Origin of the sequence: Henriciella sp., from assembly GCF_029937755.1 — a bacterium.
In the GTDB taxonomy this organism is placed as follows: domain Bacteria; phylum Pseudomonadota; class Alphaproteobacteria; order Caulobacterales; family Hyphomonadaceae; genus Henriciella.
Window position 1 is genome coordinate 16229 of record NZ_JAPYPG010000007.1, and the last position, 21580, is coordinate 37808.

The window sequence follows — 21580 nt, forward strand, 5'->3', positions numbered from 1 at the left end:
GTCCTAGCCGCTAATCGGTTAGGCTGGAAGAGCCGCAGATGGCCTTTGAGGGGTAAAATATGGACGAGCAACAGGCACAGGCAAGATCACAGGCCGCTGCCGGAATGCAGGCCCTGCAACGCTCCGATGGTAATGGCGCGCTTGCCGCCTTCCGCCGCGCCATCGATCTTGGCTGGCCGGGCGCCGATGTCTGGGTGGCATCCTCCTTTGCCCACTCGCTGCTTGGCGACATGGCGAACCGGCTGGCCGCGCTCGAAAAAGCGCTCGAAGTCGACCCGGCAAGCGTCCGCGCACGGCTGCATTACGGACAGGCCCTCGTCGGTGCAGGACGTCACGAGGACGCCGAGACCCAGTTCCGGCAGGGCCTCGAGGGCGTCTCCAGGATGGGCATCCGCAATGTGGAGATCGAAAAGCTTGTGGAGGCTGCCCGCGACTTCATCGGCCAGCGCGCCGAGCCAGAGCCACACCCGGTTGATGACTTCGCCCGACAGCACAATGTCGGCAGCGAACCGGGCGACGACTTGTTCAGGCAGTCGCTCGATATTCTCGCCGGCCGCGCCGCGCCGTATGAGTCGCGCCCGACGCGCTATCTCTATCCCGGCCTGCCCAACCGGCAGTTCTACCCACTGGAAGACTTCACCTGGACAGAGGCACTCGCGGCGAAGACGCCCGAGATTCGCGCCGAACTCGACAATTTGCTCACCCATCAGGCGAGCGAGGCCGACCGGTTTGCCCCCTATGTCGAGAAGACAGGCCGCGAAGGCCCGGGCGTCTCGCACCCGCTGCTCGACAATCCGCAATGGAGCGCCTTCTACCTGATCAAGCAGGGCAAGCGGATGGAAGAGAATATCGCCCTCTGTCCCAAGACGATGGCCGCGATCGACGCCATCGGGGAAGATGCCCGTCCCGCGCCTGCCCCTTCTGTGTTGTTCTCATTGCTGAAACCGGGCGCGCGCATCCCGCCGCATCACGGCATGCTGAACACCCGCCTCATCTGCCACCTGCCCATTATCCTGCCCGGCCAGTGCGGCTTCCGGGTCGGTAATGAGACGCGCGAATGGAAGGAAGGCGAGGTCTTCGTGTTCGACGACACGATCGAGCATGAGGCGTGGAACAACAGCACGGGCCCGCGCTACATCCTGATTTTCGAGCACTGGCGCCCCGAGCTTTCAGCGCGTCATCGTCATCTCGTCAGCGAACTCTTCAAGCTGGGCGGCATCGCAGGCTAGGCCTGCGTGCCCATATCTTCCGGCCAGCCGAAATGCTTCACCGGCAAATGAAAGCTGATGCCGGGATGGGCGCGCGTCTTTATCTCGCAGAAGCGTCGCAAAAGGCCTTTTCGCTCAGCCGCCTGAATGTCCGTACGCGGAATAATAAGCGGCGGATGCACCCAGCGAAACAGCACGTGCGGTTTCAGCAGCAGCCGGTCCGTCTCGAACTCTGCCCACAGCACACTCCTGTAGTGCACGCGTGGGAACCGCCCCCGGCCGAGCGTCACCGTCCGCAGCTTTCGCCCTTCGAAATCGGGCGGCAGGGCACCGCCATAGGATTTTGCCAGGTTACGCCAGCCACCGGCCCAGGCGAGAAAACCGACAATCCCGAACCACATCGCCCCGAAGAAGACCGGGAAAGCAAGGACAATGAGGGTGAGGACAAACCAGTCTATGCCCGCGCTCCCTTGTCCACGATGGCCCGTGCGCGAAACCGGTTCATCAGTTCCGCCAGTTCCGGCCCCTTCATCTGATAGTGTTCAGTGAGGCGGACCGTCCCCTTGTAGAGTAGCCCGGAAAGCCGGCCGAGCACGCGTTGTTTCTCCGAGGTCAGCTCAAATGCAACCTGCCGGGTTTCGGGCACGCCGCGCACACGCTGGCGATAAGGCCGGAATTCCGAGACATCGCTCCAGGCAATCTTGCCGAGCGCTTTCAGCTCGCTGGACTGGAACCCGTAACGATCAAGCTTCAGCCAGCTGCGCTTGAACAGCGCGGCAGAGGCCGCGATCAGCGTGACGATGGCGAAGAACACGGTCAGCCAGACATTCGCGTCATAGGCCGGTTCCTGGTCGAGCAGGCGCATTGCCGTCAAAAGAATGACGAGCAAGGCCGAGACAGCGCCCAGCACGATGTACTGGCGGTTGCTCGCCTCGAAATGCATGTGTTCAGGCAATGGCTCGACCATGCGAATCCCTCCGGCTTGCCGGAAGCTTACGCGTCCTGAGCCTTGCGCACCATGACCGAGAAGAAGAAGCCGTCCGTGCCGGCCCGGCGTGGGGTGAGGCGGACCGACGTGCCGGCCCGGCTGCCAGCCTTCACGGTCGCCGCACCTTCGTCGGTGAGAAGGCCTGACGCGATGGCCGCCTCCCCTGCGCTCTGCTCGGTGAAGTCCGGATGTCCCGACAGGAACGCCGCCACCCGGTCTTCATCCTCTTCCATCAGGAAGGAGCAGGTCGCGTACACCAGCCGCCCGCCCGGCTTCACGAATTGCGAGGCGGCTTCGAGGATTTCCGTCTGCTCCTCAATCCGTTTCTGAAGCTGCTTCTCCTTCAGACGCCACTTCGCATCCGGCCGGCGCCGCCATGTACCCGTTCCGGTACACGGTGCATCGACGAAGACGACATCCATCTGGCCTTTCAGGGCTTCAACGGCTTCAGGCTCGCTCGGATGGGCCAGTTGCACATTATGCGCGCCGGAGCGTTTGAGCCGCGGGATCAGCGCCGACAGCCGCCGACCATCAATGTCATAGGCATGGACCTGGCCCTTGCCTTCCATCATCGCAGCCATGGCCAGCGTCTTGCCACCCCCGCCCGCGCAATAGTCGAGCACCTGTTCGCCAGCCTTGGCATTCGAGGCCGCCGCTGCAATCTGCGACCCCGCATCCTGCACCTCGACCCAGCCCTTGGAATAGGCCGGGATGCTCTCGAGCGAGGCTTCGCGTTCGGACGGGTCCCGCGCCGGGATATGATAGGCATTCTTCAGCAGCGGCGATTCCACGGCATTCGCAGACCGCATCGGCCCACCCGCCTTCTCTGCGTTCACTTTCAGCGTATTCACGCGGATATCGACATCGGCGCGTACCGCCATGGCCTGCGCCTCGACCACCTTTTCCTCGCCGAAGACCCGCTCCATCATCGGCTCCATCCAGTCTGGATAGTCGCCGCTGATCCAAGGCTCAGCCGTCACGTCGGGCGCCATGACGAGGCGTTCGCGTTCGTCCAGCGTCAACTTTGAGGGCGCATGCTCCTCATCCATGGCAGAGTCGATCCGCATGATGTCCCAGCCCCAGGCATGGGCCAGCGCGCCGAGGATCAGCGCGCGCGGCTCATCCGAACCCATCGCGTGCGCGATCGAGTTCTTCTTGCGCAGCGCGTCGAGCACCAGTCCCGAGACAAAGGCGCGATCCTTCGACCCGGCATAACGCGCCCGCTTGCCCCAGTCGCGCGCGGCCGACTTCACCGGCTGATGGCGATTGAGGACGTCCGTGAGGACATCGATGGCTGCCGCTATTCTTCCGCCGTCTCGCATGGATTGATGACCTCTCTTGTCAGAGGCGCCGTGTTAACGTCCTCTGCCGCCGGTGGAAACAGCGAGGGGCATATCATGCAGGTCTGGCTATTCGGGGCGGCAAGCCTCATCCTCGCCTGAGGGCGCCCAGCCCCCGTCGCTTGCGCAGTCTGGCAGATTTCCCGTAACCTGCTGCCAGAATTACAGAGAGGGGAGAGCGAGGGAATGAAGACGCTCGCAATAGCGCTTTGTGCGGCAACCGGTCTGGCCAGCATGGCATACGCCGAGACCGACCTGCTTGATGAAGGCGACAACTGGATGGTCACCTACAGTGACACCGTCGATCAGTGCGTTGTCCACGTCCAGGATGACCTCGGCGCCCTGCTGATCGGGCGGGACCCGGACGGGGTCCATCACTTCAACTTCTTCCTGGAGACCTATATCGGCGAAAATCCGCAGGTGATGCTGACGTTTCGTCTGCCCAAGGCGAAGACACTCGGAGCAACAAGGCAGCTTGAATACCACAAGGGATATGAGGGCTATCATATCTATAGCTTCAAACCCGAACGGAAGCTGATTGACCTGTTCTGGGTCGGAGAACGGCTTTGGGGCAACGAGCCTGGAGAGCCGTCAATTCTGGATGTCCGGATCGAATTCGACAATGACATGCACTACGCTTTTCACAAGTGTATAAAAGAGCGGCTCTGAGACACGCCTGAAAGGACGCAGATGCTCGAGATTGACCTGCCCGATAGCCTGCGCCTGGCAACCCGGCGCGACTGGCGCCAGCTTGGCGACATTACGGCGGAAGCGTTTGCGGAAGATCCGTTCAATCTCTGGCTTTTCGGCCGCGAGCGGGCCCTGCGTCCGCTCTTCCGCATGATGGCGCGCGACATCTACCTGAAGCATGGCTTCTGCCATATCGCCGACGACCGCGGTGCCACCATGTGGGCGACCCATGAAAGCGACCTGCGCCTGCCCCCGCTGATGCTGATCCAGCTGATCATTGCGCAGCAGATCCACGGCTCCAAGGGCGCGATGAAGCGGGGCATGGCCGCCGGCAAGACGATGGAAGAGCATCATCCGCGTGACCCGCACGTCTACCTCTTCACCGTCGGCACACGGAAGGCAGCCCGCGGCAAGGGGCTCGGCAAGGCGATGCTGACGCCGGTCCTCGCGAGCGCCGACAAGGCGGGCCTGCCCGTCTATCTCGAGAACACCAATCCGGTGAATGACGGCTTCTACCGCTCGCTGGGTTTTGAACGGCGCGGCGAGTTTCGAGTCGACGAAACCGCCCCGCTGGTCACGACGATGTGGCGGGAAGCGCAAGCGCGCCCATGACCCCCATTCTGACGAAAGAGGTTTTCAGCGCCATCGCCATGGTGCTCACCTTCATCGCCTTCTACCCCTATATCCGCGCCATCATGAAAGGGCGTACACGCCCGCACGTCTTTTCGTGGTTCATCTGGGCGGCGGTGACCTTCACCGTTGCGACGGCCCAGCTCGCCGGTGGCGCCGGTGTCGGGGCATGGCCGATTGCGGTCTCCGGCCTGATCACCGGCGGTGTGGCCCTGCTCGCCCTGTCGAAATCTGCCGACACGTCCATCCATCGGATGGACTGGGTGTTCCTCGCCCTGGCCTTTTCCGCCCTGCCGCTGTGGTGGCTGACCGCCGACCCGCTCGCCGCCGTCATCATCCTGACCAGCGTCGACCTGCTCGGCTTCGGCCCCTCCATCCGCAAGGCGTGGACCCTGCCGCATGAAGAGAACGCGCTCTTCTTCACCCTCGGCGCCCTCCGAAATGGCTTGGTTATTCTGGCGCTTGAGCACTCTTCCTGGACAACGGCGCTCTTCCCGGCGGCGGTCGGGATTGCATGCCTGATGTTCGTGACGGTGATTTTGGCCCGGCGGCAGATACCGCTTCACCGCAATGCCGGCTAGACCGCGGCGGGGCTCGAGAATATCTGTGCCAGCTCGCCCACAGGTATCGTCTCCCGGCGTTGCCATGGCCGCGCCGTCCAGGCCTTCCAGGCCGAAAGCGCCCCGATCAGTCCTGGCACGAACACGTAGCGCTCAGCCCCCGGCTCGCCAAAGACAATGGCTGCAAAGCTCAGCCCCAAAAATGCGGGAATCGCGAAGCACACAAAGACAAGCCAGCTGGCGCCCAGGCCCGCACCGGACTGCACCGCAAGATCAGGCTTCACCCGGCTCAGCGCTGACAAGATCGCTGCGACGGCTTCATTAAAGACGTCCTGATCATGAGCGTCCGCAAGCGTATTGCAGTTGATGACCAGCTTATCGTCGTCGTCACCCTCCAGAATGAGGGCATAGTCTGTCCGCTGCGGGCTGGACGTCTGAACCCAGCGGACCATGCCAATCGCATCATAACACATCACCCGGACCGTCTTGCCAGACGCAACCTCGATCTGCTCTTCGCCGAGCGTCACGCTCATCGCACCATGGCCCCAGGCGCGCTTGAACTCGAATTCCGGCATTGCCGTCTCCACCTCTGCCTGCCTTGATAGGCGCAGAGGAAAGAGGAAACGGGTCAGCCCTACCGGCTGATCGAATAGTTCGGCGCTTCCCGGGTCATCGTCACATCGTGGACGTGGCTTTCGGAAAGCCCGGCCCCGGTGATCTGGATGAACTGGGCCTTCTCGTGCAGCTCGTCCATCGTCTTCGCGCCGACATAGCCCATGGCTGCACGCAGGCCACCGACCATCTGGTGGATGATATTGCCGACAGGCCCCTTGAACGGCACCTGGCCTTCAATGCCTTCCGGCACGAGCTTGTCGCCCTCGACCTCTTTCTGGAAATAGCGGTCGGCCGAGCCGCGCGACATCGCGCCGAGAGACCCCATGCCGCGATAGGCCTTGTAGGAGCGCCCTTGGAAGAGAAAGACCTCGCCGGGTGCTTCTTCGGTTCCGGCAAAGGCCGAACCCATCATCGCCGTCGAGGCCCCCGCCGCCATCGCCTTGGCAAAGTCACCGGAGAATTTGATACCGCCATCCGCAATAATCGGCGTGCCTGACTTCTGCGCGGCTTCCGCACAGTCCTCGATGGCGGTGAGCTGCGGCACACCGACCCCGGCCACCACGCGGGTGGTACAGATCGAGCCCGGCCCGATCCCGACCTTTACGCAATCGGCGCCTGCATCGATCAGCGCCTTTGTGGCGTCACCCGTGGCGACATTGCCCGCGATGACCTGAACAGAATTGGAGAGCTTCTTCACGCGGCTGACGGCATCCAGAACGGAGCGCGAATGACCGTGCGCAGTATCAATCACGACGGCATCGACACCAGCCTCGATCAGGGCCTGCGTCCGCTCGAACCCGGCATCACCGACCGTGGAGGCCGCGGCCACGCGCAGGCGGCCCTGATCGTCCTTGGCGGCGTTCGGGTTGAGCTGCGCCTTCTCCATGTCCTTGACCGTCAGGAGACCGACACACCGGCCCTGATCGTCAACGATCACAAGCCGTTCGATACGGTGCTTGTGGAGCAGCTGGCGGGCTTCCTCGATGGGCGCGGCCATGGTGACGGAGACGACATTGCGGGTCATCAGCTCGGCAACCTTGGCGGTCGGGTCATCGACAAACCGGGTGTCGCGATTGGTGATGATGCCGACGACCTTGCCATCATCCTCGACCACCGGAACGCCAGAAAAGCCGGTGCGCGACTTGATGTTCTGGAGATCGCTCAACGTGGCGGTTGGGGCGATGGTGATCGGGTTCATCACCACGCCGCTTTCATACTTCTTCACCTGCGTGACCTGACCGGCCTGTTCTTCCACTGTCAGGTTGCGGTGGATCACGCCGATGCCGCCGGACTGCGCCATCGCAATGGCGAGGCGCGCCTCGGTCACTGTGTCCATCGCCGCAGACAGCAGCGGAATATTGAGCGGTATGGATTTCGTCAGCCAGGTGGAGGTGTCGACATTGGCCGGCATGACCTCGCTCGGCCCGGGCTGAAGAAGCACGTCGTCGAAGGTAATCGCTTGTCGGATTCGCATGTGGGGAGCTCCCTTTTCGGCCTAATAATGGAGTCGCCGCCCTTCTGGAACCCCCTTTTACAGGGAAAACTGAAGCTAACAGGCCTGTCCCACGCAGGGAATGTGAAGGATCATGGTCTCGATGATCCTGACGCGGGCTGCTAGTCTGTCCGGCCACTGCTTAACGACCGAGGACGGAGATCCGATGATGGCCTGCCTGAAGACTTTCGCCTTGCTGAGCGGTTTCTGCCTCCTCGTGGCGTGTGATGGACCGCCCGCGCAAAGCCCGGCGCCGGCGCAGAGCAGCCCCGCCCCCCAAGAAAGTGACGTCCCGCGTGAGGAATTGCTGGGCCAGGGCGAGGCTATGGCGGAAAATCTCTGCGCGCCCTGCCACGCCATCACCCGCACTGACGAAAGCCCGCATGCCAGCGCGCCGCCCCTCCGCGACCTGTCTTCGAAATACCCGATCCAGTCGCTTGCCGGACCTTTGTCCCGGGGAATCCTCATCGATCACCCCGACATGCCGGAGTGGCAGTTCGAGCCACAGCACGTCGATGCCCTCATCGCCTATCTGGAAAGCATCCAGACGCGCCAGGAGTGACAGTCCTCCCCGGCTTTGCCGCGCTGGGCACAAAGAATATCCGACCGGATGAACACCGCCCTTATCCTTGAGGGCATGGAACAACACAGGGGTTTTGTCGAAGCCGGGCTCAAGTCGGCCCGTGATGCGCTGCAGGAGGCAAGCGCAAGAGAGAACCTTCACCTCTACCCGGAAGAGATCACGCGCGCCGCAACACAGCGCCTGCGCACAAAGCTGCGGGCCATCGAAACCCTGGTACGCCGGCTCCTCCTGCTGCTTGCCGCGATGCTTGATGTCGCCCAAGCAAATCCACACCATCAGACGGCCAGCCCGTCGAAGCGCTGTGACGGGCAGCCGGCCCCATCCGGCCGTGTGGCTCGCTTCGACCTTCTGCCGTCTGCCACCTTCGATCCGGTGGCGCTAGCAAAGCTGCGTGAGCGAGGTGGGCTGGAACCGGACTGTAAATGGACCATGGCCGGACCGCTTCTGGAGCGTTTCCGGCGTATCATGGACGTGTTCGACGATCCGGGCCGTTATGCCACACTCATGGCCCGGCGCATCAACCGGCTGAAAGCTGCCGGTGGCCTGCCGCCGATCTGTCCGGAACAGGGACGGACCTTCCGGCTTGGCCATGAACTCGGGCTTATCGCCACCGCCCTGCCCCGACTGGTACGGGACGCGCTGCTCGCCTGGTTCGATACGGGCTGACCGTCTGGAAAATGGAGGATGACGGGCCGGAGATCCATCGGATCTGCGGATACTCGCGCACGCCTATTCGTCGCGCTCTTCCTTGTAGCTCGGCGTTTCATCCGCCTGATCGGCCGGGCGGCCGGGAATGGCATAGGAGCCCTTCAGCCAGCGGGAAAGATCGACATCCGCGCAGCGCTTGGAACAGAAGGGCCGGAAGGCCGGATCGGTTTCATGCTTTTCGCAAACGGGACATTTTGCCTTGCTCATGCGCGCCTCACCACTGATCGCTCGCCTGTGCCACTCGCGATCGTGACCCGGCCGGAAAAGGCCTCCTGGAGGATCGCATCGCACTCATTACGGCGCGTGATATAGGCCTTCAGCGCATGCGGCGACAGGGTCAGCCTGTAAAAAGCAGAACGGTTGGCGGTCGCTTCCCGTTCGGCCTGGCGGAAGAGGTCGAGGAGTTCCGTATCCGGCGTTGGCTGGCCGCCCTCATCAAGAAGCCGGTCGCCAATCGGGCAGGCACCCCATGCGATCTGCGCTTCGAGCAGACCGAAGCGGGAGGGTTTGAGCGCATCCGGTTTTCGGCTCGAAAGGGACTGAAACGTCTTGAGAAATTCCGTCCGCAATGTGGTACGCGCATCTGCCGTCAGCGGCCCGATACAGTCGATCACGATGAGCCCGCCCCAATCCCGAAGCGCCAGTTGCCGGGCAATCGTGGTGACGGCCTCCCGATTGGTGCTGAGCGCCCGGGCCCCGGCACTGCCTTTCTGGAGCCGGCCAGCGGTGTCGATGTCGGCCGCAATCAGCGCACTGGTTCGTTCCAGCCGGACCAGTCCGCCCTTTGGCAGGCCGCAACGGGTCGAAAGCGCCTCATCGAACGCGGCATCAATCTGGTCAAACTCCTCCGGAGTGGTGGCTTTTTTCGGCTCCGGTACGTCATCGGGAAGGGTATCGAACCAGCGCTCGAACACACTGTCCACGGCGGGCTCAGCCTTGGTCGACAGGCTGGCACGCGCAAGCTTGCCATGCCGGGCTTCGGCGCGGATTTCGAGCGATGTTTCAGCCCCCTCACTCAACCCCTTGGGCAGCTCATCACGGACGAAAATCCGCTCGCCATTGGTTCGCTCGAAAAATGCACCACCATCTTTCGGATCGTTCTGGCGGAGCCTTGCCTGCACCACATCGCCCAGCGTTGCAGGCTCTCCCCGTCCATCCCAGCGCTCGAGAAAAAGTCTGACCGGCCGGCCCACCGCATCGAAGGCCGCCGCCCTTGTCTCTCCCGGCGCCTCATGCAGGAGGATCCGGGCGATGCTCATCCGGCCTTTCCGCGAAAGCCTTGCGCGATCACGAAGAGTTCCGGCGATCCGGCCCGGCTGGCCGGGGGTTTTACGTGTTTCACCGAACGGAACATCTGTTTCATCTGGTTCATCATCTCCGGCGTCGCGCCGCCCTGAAAAACCTTGGAGCAGAAATTGCCACCCGGCGCGAGATACTCACCCGCAAACCATAGCGCCATCTCTGCCAGAGCTGCCGTCCGGAGGCTGTCTGTCTGTTTATGGCCAGTCGTATTTGCCGCCATGTCGGAGAGGACAAGATCAGGTGGTCCGGAGAGACCTTCCATCATGGCCGCGACATCGTCGGGTTCATTTATGTCACCCTGCACAAGGTGAGCGCCCGGGATCGGATCCACAGGAAGAAGGTCGATTCCGACAATCTCCTTCACGCCCCGCCGCAGGCAGACCTGCAGCCAGCCGCCGGGTGCGGAACCGAGGTCGACAACCCGTGTCGCGCCTTTCAGTACGCCGGTCTTCTCATCGATCTCGATCAGCTTGAAGGCGGCGCGGGCGCGGTAATCCTCAGCCTTCGCCTTTTGCACATAGGGGTCCGACAGCTGGCGCTCGATCCAGCGCTTGGAGCTTTCGTCCTTGGCATTGTACGCAATGATCTTCCGCTCACCCATCCGGCGGCCGGAGGAGCCCTTCTCGTTCTTCGGAGGCCCTTTCCAGCGGCGTTTTCCATCGTCGCTCATGACTTCGCCTCCATCTGCGCCTCGCCGGCGGCTTCACTGCCAGTACGCTTGCGCCCACCCCGGCGCCGCCGCTTCTTCTTTGGGCCGCGCATCATCGACAGGAGAAGCCCTTCCCGCAAACCACGATCAGCCACGCGCATCCGGGCTTGAGGGGCCAGATCCCACACGGCTTCCATCAGCGCACAGCCCGCCAGCATTAGCCCGGCGCGCTCCTCGCCGATTGTCGGGAACTCGGCCCGCCCCTCGGGTCCTGCCTTGATCAACTCGTCCATCGTCACCTGGCAACTGTCGCGTTCCATCCACTTGCCATCCACGAGGTCACGTCGATACCGAGGCAGTCCGAAGTTCACGCCAGCAACGCACGTCACCGTGCCAGAAGTTCCGATGATATGCGCCCCCGGCGCGGACAACGCCTCGCGTACCTTGTGCTTTTCCGCCCAGGCATCGACATGTTCGCCGATCAGCGCGCGCATCTTGGGCCACGCCTCCGCCTCATCCATGCCCGCAAACGCTTCCGTCAGCGTGACGACCCCATAGGGAATACTTGTCCACGCCTTGATTGGCGCGCGTTTCAGCATGCCGTTAAGTCCGGCTTCCCGCGCTTTCGCCGCATCAACCAGGGAGAGTTCCGTCGATCCGCCACCAATATCGAGCACGAGAATATCCGACGCATCCGGATGTATGAGATTATGACACCCGATAAGGGCAAGACGGGCTTCTTCCTGCGCGCCGATAATCTTGAAGGTCAGCCCGGTACGCTCCCGGATTTCGTTGATGAACTCCGGGCCGTTCTCGGCCTTGCGGCAGGCCTCGGTGGCGATGCAGCGGATGCGGCCGACCCGCTTGGCCTTGAGCTTTTTCGCGATAGCCTCCAGCGCGTTGAAGGCCCGGTCCATCGCCGCATCCGACAACCGGCCCGTCTGGGCCAGGCCTTCACCGAGGCGGGCAATCTGCGAGTGGGAATCGACCACGGTAAAGCCACCACGGCTCGGCGCGGCGACGAGAAGGCGGCAATTGTTTGTGCCGAGGTCCACCGCCGCATAGAGAGGAGGCCCCTGCTTGTTGCGCGGCGATCGGCCATTCGGCGGCCGCCTGCGCGATTTTTTTTCAGCCATGTGTGGCCCAAATCTTGTCGGTTGCCGATTGGTCTATCACATTGGGTGGTGATGAGCCATGGATGGGGCATAGGAAAGCGCATTGCCGCTCTGTTTCGCCGTAAAGTGCGAGACGAAGGGCCGGTAAAGGGCCATCAACCCGTTTATGAAACGGTTGCGCCCACCGAACACGACGACACCCTCCACAATGCGATTGACCAGCGCCAGGCGCGATTCCAGATCGGCCAGGTCGTCCAGCACCGGATTTTCGATTTTCGTGGCGTAATCTTCGATGTCGATCCGGTCTTCGCCAATAGCGATGAATGGTATGAGGCCATCCCGGAAGACATGCGTCCGTCAAAGGACCAGCCTTATTACCACCTCTTCGCCGAGAACGACAAAACCCACTATGTCGCCTATGTCTCGGAAGGAAACCTGTTGCCGGATGAGAGCGACGTCCCCGTCACCCATCCGGATATCCCACACTTTTTCGAGCGCACGCCGGACGGTTACGCGCTGAAGCGTGCACACGCCAATTAAGATCAGTCCGGTTTCACAGCATCTGGCGCAGCGCGCTTGAATGCATCGATCTCACGGCATTTTGCATCGGCATCGACCAGCCGGGGAAATGCGTCGAGTGGTGTGTCGAAGCGACGGGCATTATACATCTGCGGAACAAGGCAGACCTCAGCCAGGGTCGGCTCATCTCCGAACAGTAGCGCCGAATTCAAGTCGCTTTCCGCCACCATCGCCTCAAGCGCCGTGAAGCCGCGAATGATCCAGTCGCGATACCATTCGCCCACCGCGTCCTTGCTGGCGGAAAAATCGCTCCCCAGCTTGGCGAGGACTGATAGATTGTTCAGCGGATGGATGTCGCAGGCGATCACGTCAGCAAAGCCACGCACCTTGAGCCGCTTCCACGGATCGGCCGGCAGGAGCGCCGGGGCCGCCCACGTCTCCTCAATCCATTCCAGGATCGCCATGGACTGACCCGCCACCTGCCCGTCCACCTCAATCGAGGGGACGCGCATCTGCGGGTTCAGCGTCTTGTAGGCGTCACCGAACTGTTCGTCGGCACCAGGCGCGATGTTCACGACTTCGCTCTCATAGTCGATGGCCTTGAGGTTCAGCGCGATACGAAGCCGGTAGGCAGCAGAGGAGCGCCAGTATTCGTAGAGCTTCACCCCACTCATGCCCTCACCACATCCTGCTCGATGGCGCCGAACACCGAGTGGCCGGCCTCGTCCTTCACCTCAATGCGGATTGTATCGCCGACCTGCATGAAGCTGGTCGTTGCCTCGCCATTGCTGATGGTCTCAATCATGCGGATTTCTGCAATACAGGAGTAGCCAAGCCCCCCTTCTGCGACAGGCTTGCCGGCGCCGCCATCCGGATCGCGGTTGGAGATCGTGCCAGACCCGATGATCGTGCCAGCGCCAAGCGGACGTGTCTTGGCTGCGTGGGCGACCAGCGTGCCGAAGTCGAAGGTCATGTCGACATCACAGTCGGGCTTGCCAAAGGGCTCCCCGTTATAGGTCGACAGCATGGGCAGATGGAGCTTGCCGCTGGACCAGCTCTCACCAAGCTCATCAGGCGTCACGGCGACAGGGGAGAAAGCACTCGACGGCTTGGACTGGAAGAAACCGAAACCCTTGGCCAACTCACCGGGGATCAGCCCGCGCAGGCTGACATCATTGCAGATCAGAATCATCTTGATCTGATCGAGCGCGGCTTCCTTGCTCGCGCCCATCGGGACGTCGCCCGTTATGACGCAAACCTCGGCCTCAAAGTCGAGGCCCCAGGCCGGATCGCCCAGCGGGATCGAATCGCGCGGACCGAGAAAGCTGTCGGATCCGCCCTGGTACATCAGAGGGTCGGAATAGAAGCTTTCTGGCACTTCGGCGCCGCGAGCCTTCCGGACCAGCTCGACATGGTTGATATAGGCAGAGCCATCGGCCCACTGATAAGCGCGCGGCAGTGGCGAGGCGCAGTCATGCTCATGAAAGCGTTCACTCGGCACCGAACCGACTTCCAGCTCTTCAGCGAGCTGGGCGAGTTTCGGTGCGGCAATATCCCAGTCATCAAGGGCAGCCTGCAGGGTCGGCTTGATGTGGCTGGCGTCAGCGTACTTGGTGAGATCCCTGGAAACAACGACGAGGCGGCCATCGCGCCCCTGCTTCAGACTGGCAAGTTTCATGGTGTGCGCGTCCTTTCAAATCGGTTTGTGCCACTGCGAAGGGCGGCTTTTCATTTCAATCAGCGCGTTTTGCGTTATAATAGTTGCATGAGCAACCATTTTGAAAAACCCGATCATGCCCGCGAAGACTGGACCATCGATCAGGGCTGGTCGAGCTATTCCGACGAAGAACATGCTGTCTGGGACTTGCTCTACAAGCGCCAGATGGACGTTCTGCCTGGCCGTGCAGCGCCTGAGTTTCTCGATGGCCTGAAGGCGCTCGACCTTGGCCGGGGCGGCATTCCTGAGTTCGAGACAATGTCCGACGAACTGGAAAGCCTGACAGGCTGGCGCGTCGTGGCCGTCCCCGGTCTGGTGCCCGATGAAGTTTTCTTCGATCATCTCGCTAATCGCCGCTTCCCGGCCGGCCAGTTCATCCGCAAGCGCGAGGAGCTGGATTACCTGCAGGAGCCGGACGTTTTCCACGATGTGTTCGGCCATGTGCCGATGCTGACCAATCCGGTGTTTGCAGACTATATGGAAGCTTATGGCAAGGGCGGGCTGCGCAGCCTCAACTATGCCGCGCTGAAGAATCTTGCCTCGCTCTACTGGTATACGGTGGAATTCGGTTTGATCCGGTCCGGGGAAGGCTTGCGCATCTATGGTGCGGGCATCGTCTCTTCGAAATCCGAGAGCATCTTCGCACTGGAAGACCCCTCTCCGAACCGGGTTGGATTCGATCTCGAGCGGCTGATGAAGACGGACTACAGGATCGACGACTTCCAGCAGACCTATTTCGTGATCGATTCCTATGACCAGCTCTTCCGGGCAACGGTGGATACCGATTTTGCGCCGATCTACGAGCGCCTTCAGGGCGAGTTTGCGTATACGCCGGAAGACATATTGGCCGACGATGAGGTGATCGCGAAAGGCACGCAAGCCTATGCCAAGGCGGGTGGCCGCTTCGCCGAAGCAGGCTAGCGGCTAAACCAGCCCGCTCAGCTCCAGTTCTTCCAGCAGCGCTTCTCGCGCAAGCTGGCATTCGCTTGCGAATGTCGGATCAGCGAGGTCTGCAGCCGTCAGCCGATCACGATAGGTGCGCCGGATAATATCCTGAAGCGCATCGATCTTTGTCTCGTTCAGCATCACGCCTTGATGAACCGCTGCAATTTCTTCATCCGACATCACCACCCTGAGACGTAGACAGGCCGGCCCTCCACCATTGCGCATGGACTGACGGACATCGACATATTGTACACGGCCGATCGGACCATTGCCCGAGACCATCTTTTCGCAAAAGATTCGCGTACTCTCGGTTTCCTGGGTTTCCATCGGCGCCAACAGGACAAGACGGTCCTCGCCCGGCCACTGCAGCAGCTGCGAGTTGAACAGGTAGGAAGTGATGGCATCCCCGATTGGCACCTCGGCCTCCGGGACCATGACCGGTTTCAGCTCAAACAGGCTCTCCGCCGCCTTGCGGATCGCCTCCAGGGTCGCTTCCGTATCCTCGAAGGCAAATTCATGGAAGAAAAGCGTATCGAGGGCGCCGACGCAGACGACATCATTGTGGAACGCCCCCGCCTCGATCGCAACGCGCGCCTGCCGGGCAAGGACCGTGCGTTGCGAAGAGAGACGATGAGACCGGGCAATGCTCTCGCTGGCAAGTTTTGTCTGACGGGCTGGAAAACCAGCCGTACTTTCGCCCGCCTCGCGGCCATAGACGAAGAGTTCGACACCCTCGCGACCATGCTCCGCACACAGACGAACATGATTGGCCGCGCCCTCGTCAGCGAAGTCAGCATGCATGGGCAGCGCTCCATGAATAGCGAAGCGCTCCTCGTTCTCGAAGATCGAGACAAGGCTTGCCGTCGTATCCGGATGCTCGGTCGACCGGTGCAACATGGTGGAGAGGTTGGCGCTGGTCAGATGCAGCCGACCATCAACCGAGTCCGCTGAAGGCGACACGGTGGCGGCATTCGCGGCCCACATCGAACTTGCGCTATAGGCTGCCTTCAACAAACGAGGCGCTTCCCTGGCCGCCTTCTCGATAATCTCCGCATCCGAACCGCCGAAACCAGCCGACACAAGAAGATCAAAATTCGGGCGCGGGAGCGGTGGCAGGATGCCTTGCGTCAAACCTGCCTTCACAAGCAGACGCATCTTCTCCAGCCCCTGAAGGGCGGCTTCGCGCGGATTGGAAACGTCGCCGGCATTCGTCGCGCTGGCCAGATTGCCCTGCGACATGCCGCCATAATTGTGGCTCGGCCCGATAAGGCCATCGAAATTGACTTCGCGTGCATTGCTCATTAGCGCCGGATTACACGCCCCCATTCCGGGAGGGAAGTCATTCCTCGACGGTTTCGCCAGCCGGGTTACAGTGGCCCTACCCAATTCAGGAGGAGTTGTCCGTGAAACGCATTCTTTTCATCGCCGCGCTGTCCACGAGCTTCGCTGCTGTTGCCCATGGCCAGACTGCGGAACAAGGCTTCGTAAAAGGCCCGGTGCTCGAGGGTTTCGGCCCGGCCGCTGCCGTAGATAGCGATCTCGAGATTCCGGACGATATGAGCTTCAAGATCGCCTTCGATATCTCGGAAGCCGCTGATGAAGGCAGGGTAAGCCGCCGCTTCGAAAGCGTCGCCCGCTTCATCAACATGCATGCTGCCGCGGGCATCGCGCGTGAACGGATTGAGCCGGCGATCGTCGTGCACGGGCCTGCCGCTGCTGACATCCTGAAGCCCACGGATGACGAAGAGGCTGCACCAACTGCGGCGCTTGTCGAGGCACTGCTTGAAGAAGGCGTGCCGATCTATCTTTGCGGGCAGACAGCAGCTGCAAAAGGCATAGGCAAAGACGATCTCATCCCCGGCGTCCAGCTCGCTCTCTCAGCAATGACGGCCCATGCCGTACTCGCCGAAGACGGCTATTCATTGAACCCATTCTAGACGTCGGCGGTGACTATCCAGGCGGCTGCATCCAGCCGGACGCGGCCATCCGCGCTGGCTTTCTCAGCCAGACGTGCTTCAACCGTCTCTCTCACACGGTTGGCGTCCATTTCCAGCTCGGCAATAAGCCGGGCGGTCGGCCCCATCTTTGTCGCAAAGGCAGCCGCTTCGGAGACGGACTCTCCGGGGAGCGCTATCTGGCCGACCCAAGGCTTGGCTTCGGCGGATTTCCATCCAGCCCGCTCAAGAATGGAAACGGTTCTGTCAGGATCCTCAAAGGCAAATGGACCCGGCGCGCCGGGCTCCGGCCGGTCCAGTCTTTGATCGGTCAGGGACAGGGCAGCCCGCAAGGGCAACAGCGCCCACTCGTTCTGATCAAGCGGCTGCCAGCAAGCGAATGCCAGCCTGCCGCCTGGCGTCATCTGCGCATGCAGGTTGGAAAATGCGGCTTGAGGATCGGCGAAGAACATCACGCCGAAGCGCGATATCAAACGGTCGAAAGATTGGTCCGCCTGCCACTTGGAAGCATCCGCCTCGACGAACTGGACCTGTGTCTCGCCATCGGCGCGCTGACGACCGAGCGCGAGCATGGGGGCGGATACGTCGACGCCCGTGACCTGCCCTGCCCCGGCCCGAAGCGCTGCCAGGCTGAGCGCGCCGGAACCACAGCCCACATCCAGCACGCGTTCACCGCCTTCAAGGCCGGCTGCACCCAGGACTGCCGTTATGAATGGCGCAAGCATCCCGTCCAGACGTTCAGCTTCGCGTGCCCAGTTTTCACCGGCCTTGCCGTTCCAGTACTCTCGCTGAGCGGCGTTATCGTCTTGTGTGGCACTCATTTCGGAAAACCCTTCGCAGGCAGGCGCTCAGCTTTGTCCGCCACCTGGCTCGCCTGCGGCCAGGCGCAGTAGTCTGCCGCATAGTAGGCGCCAGGACGCGAATTGCCGGAGAGGCCCGGCCCGCCAAATGGCATATTGCCGGCAGCACCGACCGTTGGACGGTTACGATTGAGAATACCGGCCCGCATTTCGTTATGCACCTGCAGCCACCGGGCATCATCATCGCTGATCAAGCCACCCGAGAGGCCGAAGCGCGTATCGTTGGCCATTGCAATTGCGGTATCGAAATCCTTCACCCGGGTGACCTGAACGAGCGGGCCGAACAGCTCCTCGTCCGGGAGGTTGTTCGCATCGGTCACATCGATGACCCCAGCGGTGACAAACCCACCGCCACGATCCATCCGCTTGAGACGGCGTAGCGGTTTGCCGCCAGCTTTTGAAATCATTGTCTGGAAATCGACAGCCGCTTGGGCTGCCTTTTCCGAAACCAACGGCCCCATGAAGACATCGTCTTCATTCCACGCCCCGATACGAAGTCCGCGCGCGCGCTCAACCAGCGCCTCGATGACACTTTGGCCGAACTTGTTGTCGGGCAAGAAGATCCGGCGTGCGCAAGTGCAGCGCTGGCCCGTCGTAAGATAGGCCGACTGGGCCGCGAGATCGGCCGCAGCATCCACGTCTGCCGGGTCCCAGACGATGAGCGGGTTGTTACCGCCCATCTCGAGCGCCAGGATCACATCAGGCCTTCCGGCAAAGTGACGATGAAACGCCGTTCCAGTCGACGCAGAGCCAGTAAAAAGCAGCCCGTCGATTTCGGCCTCCAGCAGCGCGCTGCCCGTCTGCCGCCCGCCATGGACGACATTCACGACACCCGGCGGAAGGCCGGCCGCGTCAAAACATTCGACCATGATCTCGGCAACTGCCGGAGCGAGCTCCGAGGGTTTGAAAACGCAGGTATTGCCCGCCAGAAGCGCCGGAATAATGTGCCCGTTCGGCAAATGGCCCGGAAAGTTGAATGGTCCGAAGACCGCCATGACGCCATGCGGCCTATGGGTGAGATGGGCCGACCCAAAGGCTGTTTCATTGGACTTTCCGCCAGCCCGTTCGATCTGAGCCTGGATCGAAACGGCAATCTTGCCTTTCATCGCCGCGGCTTCGCCGAGCGAGTCCCATTTCACCTTACCCATGTCGCGGCTGATCGCCTCGGATATCTTTTCGGCCCGCTTGCCGACTTCTTCGGCGTACGCCTCAAGGATCTTCGTGCGATCATGATGCGGCATGTGCCGCCAGGCCTTGCCGGCCTGACGGGCATTTTCAACGGCTTCGTTGACCTGTGCCGGGCTGGCCGCCTGACCTTCCCAACTTGTCTCACCGGTCGCGGGACAGGTTTTCTCGAACCAGTCTCCATCGCCCGTGGTCCATTTTCCTGCGATATGGGCGCCTTTCGCCATGATCAGCTCCTCAACCAGATTCGGGCCGGGTCTCCGGCTGAGAGCTTGAGCCGGTCGAGGACAGCCTTCGTTGTCACGAAGACATCTCCCTTCAGCTCACCCTCGGCCATCGTGACCCGGATGTCAGACGCCTTGTCGTTTGAAACAAGGCCACTCGATTCGTTTGCTTCACCGACCTGAAGCGTGACCACGCGGCTTTCCCGGATCGTACGGATCAGGCTACGCGGGGCAGCGACCAATGGACCACCATCGAAGATGTCGACCGTGCGCTCGAAGCGGAAGCCTTCCCATTCGAGCAGCTTCAGCGCCCCGACGCCATCAGCATGCACGCGTCCAATGACCTCACGCGCCTCCGGCGGCAGCAGGTCCACATAGATCGGGTATTTCGGCATCAGATCCAGAATGAACTGGTTATCCGTGGTCGCAGACAGGATGTCGGCTTCAGTGAACTCCATGCGGAAGAAGTGCGCGCCGATTGCATCCCAGAAGGGCGTCCTCCCCTCCGGATCGACCACGCCGCGCAATTCGGCCAAAACCATGTCTCCGAAGCGGTCAGGTGCCGCCGCCATCAGGAGGTAGCGCGATTGCGCCAACAGCCGCCCGGCTCCGCCACCGCGATGGGCCTGCCGGAGGAATAGCGTGCCAACCTCGGTAAAGCCGACGAACTCATTGGTCAGGACAAGCGCATCCATGTCGAAACGACGATCGCCCGCGGCACTCGACTGGGCGATGGTTATGACGCGGTAATTGAAGAAGGGCTGGTCGATACCCACACCCGCTTTGACCGCACTGCAGCCACCCACCTCACCCGTCTCATGATCGACCATCATCATGAGGTACTTGCCATACTGGGGCTGCGACAGCTTGCCGGAAAAAGCCTTCTCCGACTTTTCCAGACGTTCCCGGATGATGGGCTCGTGCACGGGCAGGCTCGTAAAGCCCGGGCCAGATTCCTCGGCCAGCTGCATCAATATGTTGAAATCATCCAGCCGGGCCGGCCGCATGACATAAGACGAACTCATTCCATCAAAGCCTTGATTTTCTTTGCATCCATGCGGCCGTCCGCAAGCCGGTTGAGCAAAAGACCGGACAAACAGGCGCGCTCCACGAAGCTCGACATGACCACGTATTCCTCATTCGAATGGATACGCCCGCCCATGACACCGAGCGTATCGACATTGGGCACACCGGCGGCGAAGATGTTGTTACCCTCACACACGCCACCCGTATCGACAAATTCCAGGTCCAGCCCCAGCGCCTTGCCAGTATCGGCCACAGCCGAGAAAATCGCCTGCTGCGCCTCATTGCGCGGCTTGGGCGGGCGGTAGAACCCGCCATGGAGATGCCCGGAAATGCCGTCACGTGCCTTTGCTTCGCGGAAGATGCGCTCGACCTCCCAGGTTGCCCATTGAGCCGCATCCGCATCGGGTGCCCTGGCGCCAAAACGGACGACCGCGAGATCAGGCACAATGTTGACGGCACCGCCGCCCTCAATCGCGCCAACATTAAAGGAGACCCCTTCGCGGCGATTGTTGAGCGCTTCCAGATCAACGACCATATGTGCCGCCGCTTCCAGAGCGCTGCGGCCATCTTCCTTGGCGCGCCCGGCATGCGCGGAGCGGCCATGAAGGACAACGTCAAAAACGGCCGATCCCTTACGGCCGCCGGACATCGCGCCGGTTTCCATGCACGGCTCATAGGTCATACCGATCATGGCGCCGGACTGCGCTGCCTGTTTGAGGGCGGGCGAACTGGCAAAATTGCCGATCTCTTCATCAGGCGAAACGACGATCTGATAGCCAATTTTCTCCTTGAACGGCCCGGCTTCGAAAGCTTCAAGGGCACCGAGCATCACTGACAGGCCGCCTTTCATGTCCGCCAGCCCCGGGCCATTCATACGGCCATCGCCAAGATCGGTGATCTCGGTGAATGTGCCGTCGGGAAAAACGGTGTCATAGTGTCCACTCATCACGATCTGGACCGGCGCTTCGGGGCGCGATGTCACGCGGATGATAGGGCCGGTTTCGAAATCCTCCGCTTCCCCCTTCGCATTGACCTTTTCGAACGGCTGCGACGGATCGAGCTTGATACTCGCATCCAGGGCCGAGAAGGCGTCTGCAAGCTTCGGCGCCAGCTGGTCCAGTCCAGCGCGATTCCAGCTGCCCGTATTGATCTTCGCCCAGTCCAGCGTTCGCGACTGCATTCGCTCTTCGGCATCGGCGATCCGTTCGCAGATGGCCTCGTCTTCGGAGGTCTTTTGGGTCAGATCTGTCATGCTTCTTGGTTTCATGG

General features: G+C 61.7%; 25 protein-coding genes. 9 read left to right on the forward strand and 16 right to left on the reverse strand.

The window, feature by feature from the left end:
• The first annotated feature begins 59 nt into the window (after positions 1–59).
• Positions 60–1229 carry an aspartyl/asparaginyl beta-hydroxylase domain-containing protein gene (locus Q1K29_RS14450; RefSeq protein ID WP_300395786.1) on the forward strand — a complete coding sequence of 390 codons (1170 nt, stop codon included), beginning with the start codon at positions 60–62 and terminating at the stop codon, positions 1227–1229.
• Here the strand turns inward: Q1K29_RS14450 and Q1K29_RS14455 are convergent.
• From Q1K29_RS14455 to Q1K29_RS14465, 3 genes are read right to left on the reverse strand one after another with little or no spacing between them, the layout of a single operon-like run.
• Positions 1226–1609, reverse strand: a complete 384-nt coding sequence (locus Q1K29_RS14455) for a hypothetical protein (RefSeq protein WP_300395787.1) — start codon at positions 1607–1609, stop codon at positions 1226–1228. The two genes, Q1K29_RS14450 and Q1K29_RS14455, sit on opposite strands and share 4 nt — an antisense overlap.
• 53 nt (positions 1610–1662) lie before the next feature.
• Positions 1663–2175: a hypothetical protein gene (locus tag Q1K29_RS14460; protein WP_300395788.1), complete on the reverse strand. Its 513-nt coding sequence runs from the start codon at positions 2173–2175 to the stop codon at positions 1663–1665.
• Positions 2176–2201: 26 nt separating this feature from the next.
• Positions 2202–3518, reverse strand: a complete 1317-nt coding sequence (locus tag Q1K29_RS14465; RefSeq protein ID WP_300395789.1) for an RsmB/NOP family class I SAM-dependent RNA methyltransferase — start codon at positions 3516–3518, stop codon at positions 2202–2204.
• Between the two features lie 204 nt (positions 3519–3722).
• Between Q1K29_RS14465 and Q1K29_RS14470 the strand changes: the two genes are divergently transcribed.
• From Q1K29_RS14470 to Q1K29_RS14480, 3 genes are read left to right on the forward strand one after another with little or no spacing between them, the layout of a single operon-like run.
• A complete protein-coding gene (locus Q1K29_RS14470; protein ID WP_300395790.1) occupies positions 3723–4205 on the forward strand; it encodes a hypothetical protein in 483 nt (160 codons plus the stop codon).
• A 21-nt stretch (positions 4206–4226) separates the two neighbouring features.
• Positions 4227–4838: a GNAT family N-acetyltransferase gene (locus tag Q1K29_RS14475; protein ID WP_300395791.1), complete on the forward strand. Its 612-nt coding sequence runs from the start codon at positions 4227–4229 to the stop codon at positions 4836–4838.
• Positions 4835–5437 (forward strand): hypothetical protein, encoded by a 603-nt coding sequence (locus Q1K29_RS14480; protein ID WP_300395792.1) that lies wholly within the window; start codon positions 4835–4837, stop codon positions 5435–5437. The genes Q1K29_RS14475 and Q1K29_RS14480 overlap by 4 nt, the downstream gene beginning before the upstream one ends.
• Here Q1K29_RS14480 and Q1K29_RS14485 read toward each other — a convergent pair.
• Positions 5434–5991 carry a hypothetical protein gene (locus Q1K29_RS14485; protein ID WP_300395793.1) on the reverse strand — a complete coding sequence of 186 codons (558 nt, stop codon included), beginning with the start codon at positions 5989–5991 and terminating at the stop codon, positions 5434–5436. The genes Q1K29_RS14480 and Q1K29_RS14485 overlap by 4 nt on opposite strands.
• Before the next feature lie 59 nt (positions 5992–6050).
• Entirely contained in the window at positions 6051–7505 is a 1455-nt protein-coding gene (gene guaB, locus Q1K29_RS14490) for an IMP dehydrogenase (protein ID WP_300395794.1), read from the reverse strand.
• 112 nt (positions 7506–7617) lie between these two features.
• Between guaB and Q1K29_RS14495 the strand changes: the two genes are divergently transcribed.
• Positions 7618–8085 (forward strand): c-type cytochrome, encoded by a 468-nt coding sequence (locus Q1K29_RS14495; RefSeq protein WP_300395795.1) that lies wholly within the window; start codon positions 7618–7620, stop codon positions 8083–8085.
• Between the two features lie 48 nt (positions 8086–8133).
• Positions 8134–8772: a hypothetical protein gene (locus tag Q1K29_RS14500; RefSeq protein ID WP_300395796.1), complete on the forward strand. Its 639-nt coding sequence runs from the start codon at positions 8134–8136 to the stop codon at positions 8770–8772.
• A gap of 63 nt (positions 8773–8835) precedes the next feature.
• Here the strand turns inward: Q1K29_RS14500 and yacG are convergent, their stop codons facing one another.
• The 4 genes from yacG to Q1K29_RS14520 are packed head-to-tail and all read right to left on the reverse strand — an operon-like array spanning position 8836 to position 11901.
• Positions 8836–9021 (reverse strand): DNA gyrase inhibitor YacG, encoded by a 186-nt coding sequence (yacG, locus tag Q1K29_RS14505; protein WP_300395797.1) that lies wholly within the window; start codon positions 9019–9021, stop codon positions 8836–8838.
• Positions 9018–10073 (reverse strand): ribonuclease E/G, encoded by a 1056-nt coding sequence (locus tag Q1K29_RS14510; protein WP_300395798.1) that lies wholly within the window; start codon positions 10071–10073, stop codon positions 9018–9020. Before Q1K29_RS14510 ends, yacG begins: the two co-directional genes overlap by 4 nt.
• Entirely contained in the window at positions 10070–10786 is a 717-nt protein-coding gene (locus Q1K29_RS14515) for an RlmE family RNA methyltransferase (protein WP_300395799.1), read from the reverse strand. Before Q1K29_RS14515 ends, Q1K29_RS14510 begins: the two co-directional genes overlap by 4 nt.
• A complete protein-coding gene (locus Q1K29_RS14520) occupies positions 10783–11901 on the reverse strand; it encodes a Ppx/GppA phosphatase family protein (RefSeq protein WP_300395800.1) in 1119 nt (372 codons plus the stop codon). The genes Q1K29_RS14515 and Q1K29_RS14520 overlap by 4 nt, the downstream gene beginning before the upstream one ends.
• A gap of 51 nt (positions 11902–11952) precedes the next feature.
• Between Q1K29_RS14520 and hspQ the strand changes: the two genes are divergently transcribed.
• Positions 11953–12420, forward strand: a complete 468-nt coding sequence (hspQ, locus tag Q1K29_RS14525) for a heat shock protein HspQ (RefSeq protein WP_300395801.1) — start codon at positions 11953–11955, stop codon at positions 12418–12420.
• Between the two features lie 2 nt (positions 12421–12422).
• On the opposite strand, the gene maiA is transcribed toward hspQ, so the two are convergent.
• The gene (maiA, locus tag Q1K29_RS14530) at positions 12423–13073 is read right to left on the reverse strand and encodes a maleylacetoacetate isomerase (protein ID WP_300395802.1); all 651 of its coding nucleotides are present in this window, start codon (positions 13071–13073) and stop codon (positions 12423–12425) included.
• Entirely contained in the window at positions 13070–14077 is a 1008-nt protein-coding gene (locus tag Q1K29_RS14535; protein WP_300395803.1) for a fumarylacetoacetate hydrolase family protein, read from the reverse strand. Before Q1K29_RS14535 ends, maiA begins: the two co-directional genes overlap by 4 nt.
• Positions 14078–14164: 87 nt before the next feature.
• On the opposite strand from Q1K29_RS14535, the gene phhA reads away from it, so the two are divergent.
• On the forward strand, positions 14165–15037 hold the full coding sequence (phhA, locus tag Q1K29_RS14540) for a phenylalanine 4-monooxygenase (protein ID WP_300395804.1): 873 nt from the start codon (positions 14165–14167) through the stop codon (positions 15035–15037).
• 3 nt (positions 15038–15040) lie between these two features.
• Here phhA and Q1K29_RS14545 read toward each other — a convergent pair whose 3' ends face one another.
• Positions 15041–16363, reverse strand: a complete 1323-nt coding sequence (locus tag Q1K29_RS14545) for an N-succinylarginine dihydrolase (protein WP_300395805.1) — start codon at positions 16361–16363, stop codon at positions 15041–15043.
• A 101-nt stretch (positions 16364–16464) separates the two neighbouring features.
• Between Q1K29_RS14545 and Q1K29_RS14550 the strand changes: the two genes are divergently transcribed.
• Positions 16465–16998 carry a DsrE family protein gene (locus Q1K29_RS14550; protein ID WP_300395806.1) on the forward strand — a complete coding sequence of 178 codons (534 nt, stop codon included), beginning with the start codon at positions 16465–16467 and terminating at the stop codon, positions 16996–16998.
• Here the strand turns inward: Q1K29_RS14550 and Q1K29_RS14555 are convergent.
• The 4 genes from Q1K29_RS14555 to Q1K29_RS14570 are packed head-to-tail and all read right to left on the reverse strand — an operon-like array spanning position 16995 to position 21563.
• Positions 16995–17837: a methyltransferase domain-containing protein gene (locus Q1K29_RS14555; protein ID WP_300395807.1), complete on the reverse strand. Its 843-nt coding sequence runs from the start codon at positions 17835–17837 to the stop codon at positions 16995–16997. The two genes, Q1K29_RS14550 and Q1K29_RS14555, sit on opposite strands and share 4 nt — an antisense overlap.
• Positions 17834–19288 (reverse strand): succinylglutamate-semialdehyde dehydrogenase, encoded by a 1455-nt coding sequence (gene astD / locus Q1K29_RS14560; protein WP_300395808.1) that lies wholly within the window; start codon positions 19286–19288, stop codon positions 17834–17836. Before astD ends, Q1K29_RS14555 begins: the two co-directional genes overlap by 4 nt.
• 2 nt (positions 19289–19290) lie before the next feature.
• The gene (locus Q1K29_RS14565) at positions 19291–20310 is read right to left on the reverse strand and encodes an arginine N-succinyltransferase (RefSeq protein ID WP_300395809.1); all 1020 of its coding nucleotides are present in this window, start codon (positions 20308–20310) and stop codon (positions 19291–19293) included.
• The gene (locus tag Q1K29_RS14570) at positions 20307–21563 is read right to left on the reverse strand and encodes a hydrolase (protein WP_300395810.1); all 1257 of its coding nucleotides are present in this window, start codon (positions 21561–21563) and stop codon (positions 20307–20309) included. Before Q1K29_RS14570 ends, Q1K29_RS14565 begins: the two co-directional genes overlap by 4 nt.
• Positions 21564–21580: the final 17 nt, after the last annotated feature.

Bases quoted from the DNA above. Each gene is read 5' to 3' on its own strand.
- Q1K29_RS14450 (WP_300395786.1), top strand. From the start codon at position 60: ATGGACGAGCAACAGGCACAGGCAAGATCACAGGCCGCTGCCGGAATG.
- Q1K29_RS14455 (WP_300395787.1), bottom strand. From the start codon at position 1,609: ATGTGGTTCGGGATTGTCGGTTTTCTCGCCTGGGCCGGTGGCTGGCGT.
- Q1K29_RS14460 (WP_300395788.1), bottom strand. From the start codon at position 2,175: ATGGTCGAGCCATTGCCTGAACACATGCATTTCGAGGCGAGCAACCGC.
- Q1K29_RS14465 (WP_300395789.1), bottom strand. From the start codon at position 3,518: ATGCGAGACGGCGGAAGAATAGCGGCAGCCATCGATGTCCTCACGGAC.
- Q1K29_RS14470 (WP_300395790.1), top strand. From the start codon at position 3,723: ATGAAGACGCTCGCAATAGCGCTTTGTGCGGCAACCGGTCTGGCCAGC.
- Q1K29_RS14475 (WP_300395791.1), top strand. From the start codon at position 4,227: ATGCTCGAGATTGACCTGCCCGATAGCCTGCGCCTGGCAACCCGGCGC.
- Q1K29_RS14480 (WP_300395792.1), top strand. From the start codon at position 4,835: ATGACCCCCATTCTGACGAAAGAGGTTTTCAGCGCCATCGCCATGGTG.
- Q1K29_RS14485 (WP_300395793.1), bottom strand. From the start codon at position 5,991: ATGCCGGAATTCGAGTTCAAGCGCGCCTGGGGCCATGGTGCGATGAGC.
- guaB (WP_300395794.1), bottom strand. From the start codon at position 7,505: ATGCGAATCCGACAAGCGATTACCTTCGACGACGTGCTTCTTCAGCCC.
- Q1K29_RS14495 (WP_300395795.1), top strand. From the start codon at position 7,618: ATGGTCTCGATGATCCTGACGCGGGCTGCTAGTCTGTCCGGCCACTGC.
- Q1K29_RS14500 (WP_300395796.1), top strand. From the start codon at position 8,134: ATGAACACCGCCCTTATCCTTGAGGGCATGGAACAACACAGGGGTTTT.
- yacG (WP_300395797.1), bottom strand. From the start codon at position 9,021: ATGAGCAAGGCAAAATGTCCCGTTTGCGAAAAGCATGAAACCGATCCG.
- Q1K29_RS14510 (WP_300395798.1), bottom strand. From the start codon at position 10,073: ATGAGCATCGCCCGGATCCTCCTGCATGAGGCGCCGGGAGAGACAAGG.
- Q1K29_RS14515 (WP_300395799.1), bottom strand. From the start codon at position 10,786: ATGAGCGACGATGGAAAACGCCGCTGGAAAGGGCCTCCGAAGAACGAG.
- Q1K29_RS14520 (WP_300395800.1), bottom strand. From the start codon at position 11,901: ATGGCTGAAAAAAAATCGCGCAGGCGGCCGCCGAATGGCCGATCGCCG.
- hspQ (WP_300395801.1), top strand. From the start codon at position 11,953: ATGAGCCATGGATGGGGCATAGGAAAGCGCATTGCCGCTCTGTTTCGC.
- maiA (WP_300395802.1), bottom strand. From the start codon at position 13,073: ATGAGTGGGGTGAAGCTCTACGAATACTGGCGCTCCTCTGCTGCCTAC.
- Q1K29_RS14535 (WP_300395803.1), bottom strand. From the start codon at position 14,077: ATGAAACTTGCCAGTCTGAAGCAGGGGCGCGATGGCCGCCTCGTCGTT.
- phhA (WP_300395804.1), top strand. From the start codon at position 14,165: ATGAGCAACCATTTTGAAAAACCCGATCATGCCCGCGAAGACTGGACC.
- Q1K29_RS14545 (WP_300395805.1), bottom strand. From the start codon at position 16,363: ATGAGCAATGCACGCGAAGTCAATTTCGATGGCCTTATCGGGCCGAGC.
- Q1K29_RS14555 (WP_300395807.1), bottom strand. From the start codon at position 17,837: ATGAGTGCCACACAAGACGATAACGCCGCTCAGCGAGAGTACTGGAAC.
- astD (WP_300395808.1), bottom strand. From the start codon at position 19,288: ATGGCGAAAGGCGCCCATATCGCAGGAAAATGGACCACGGGCGATGGA.
- Q1K29_RS14565 (WP_300395809.1), bottom strand. From the start codon at position 20,310: ATGAGTTCGTCTTATGTCATGCGGCCGGCCCGGCTGGATGATTTCAAC.
- Q1K29_RS14570 (WP_300395810.1), bottom strand. From the start codon at position 21,563: ATGACAGATCTGACCCAAAAGACCTCCGAAGACGAGGCCATCTGCGAA.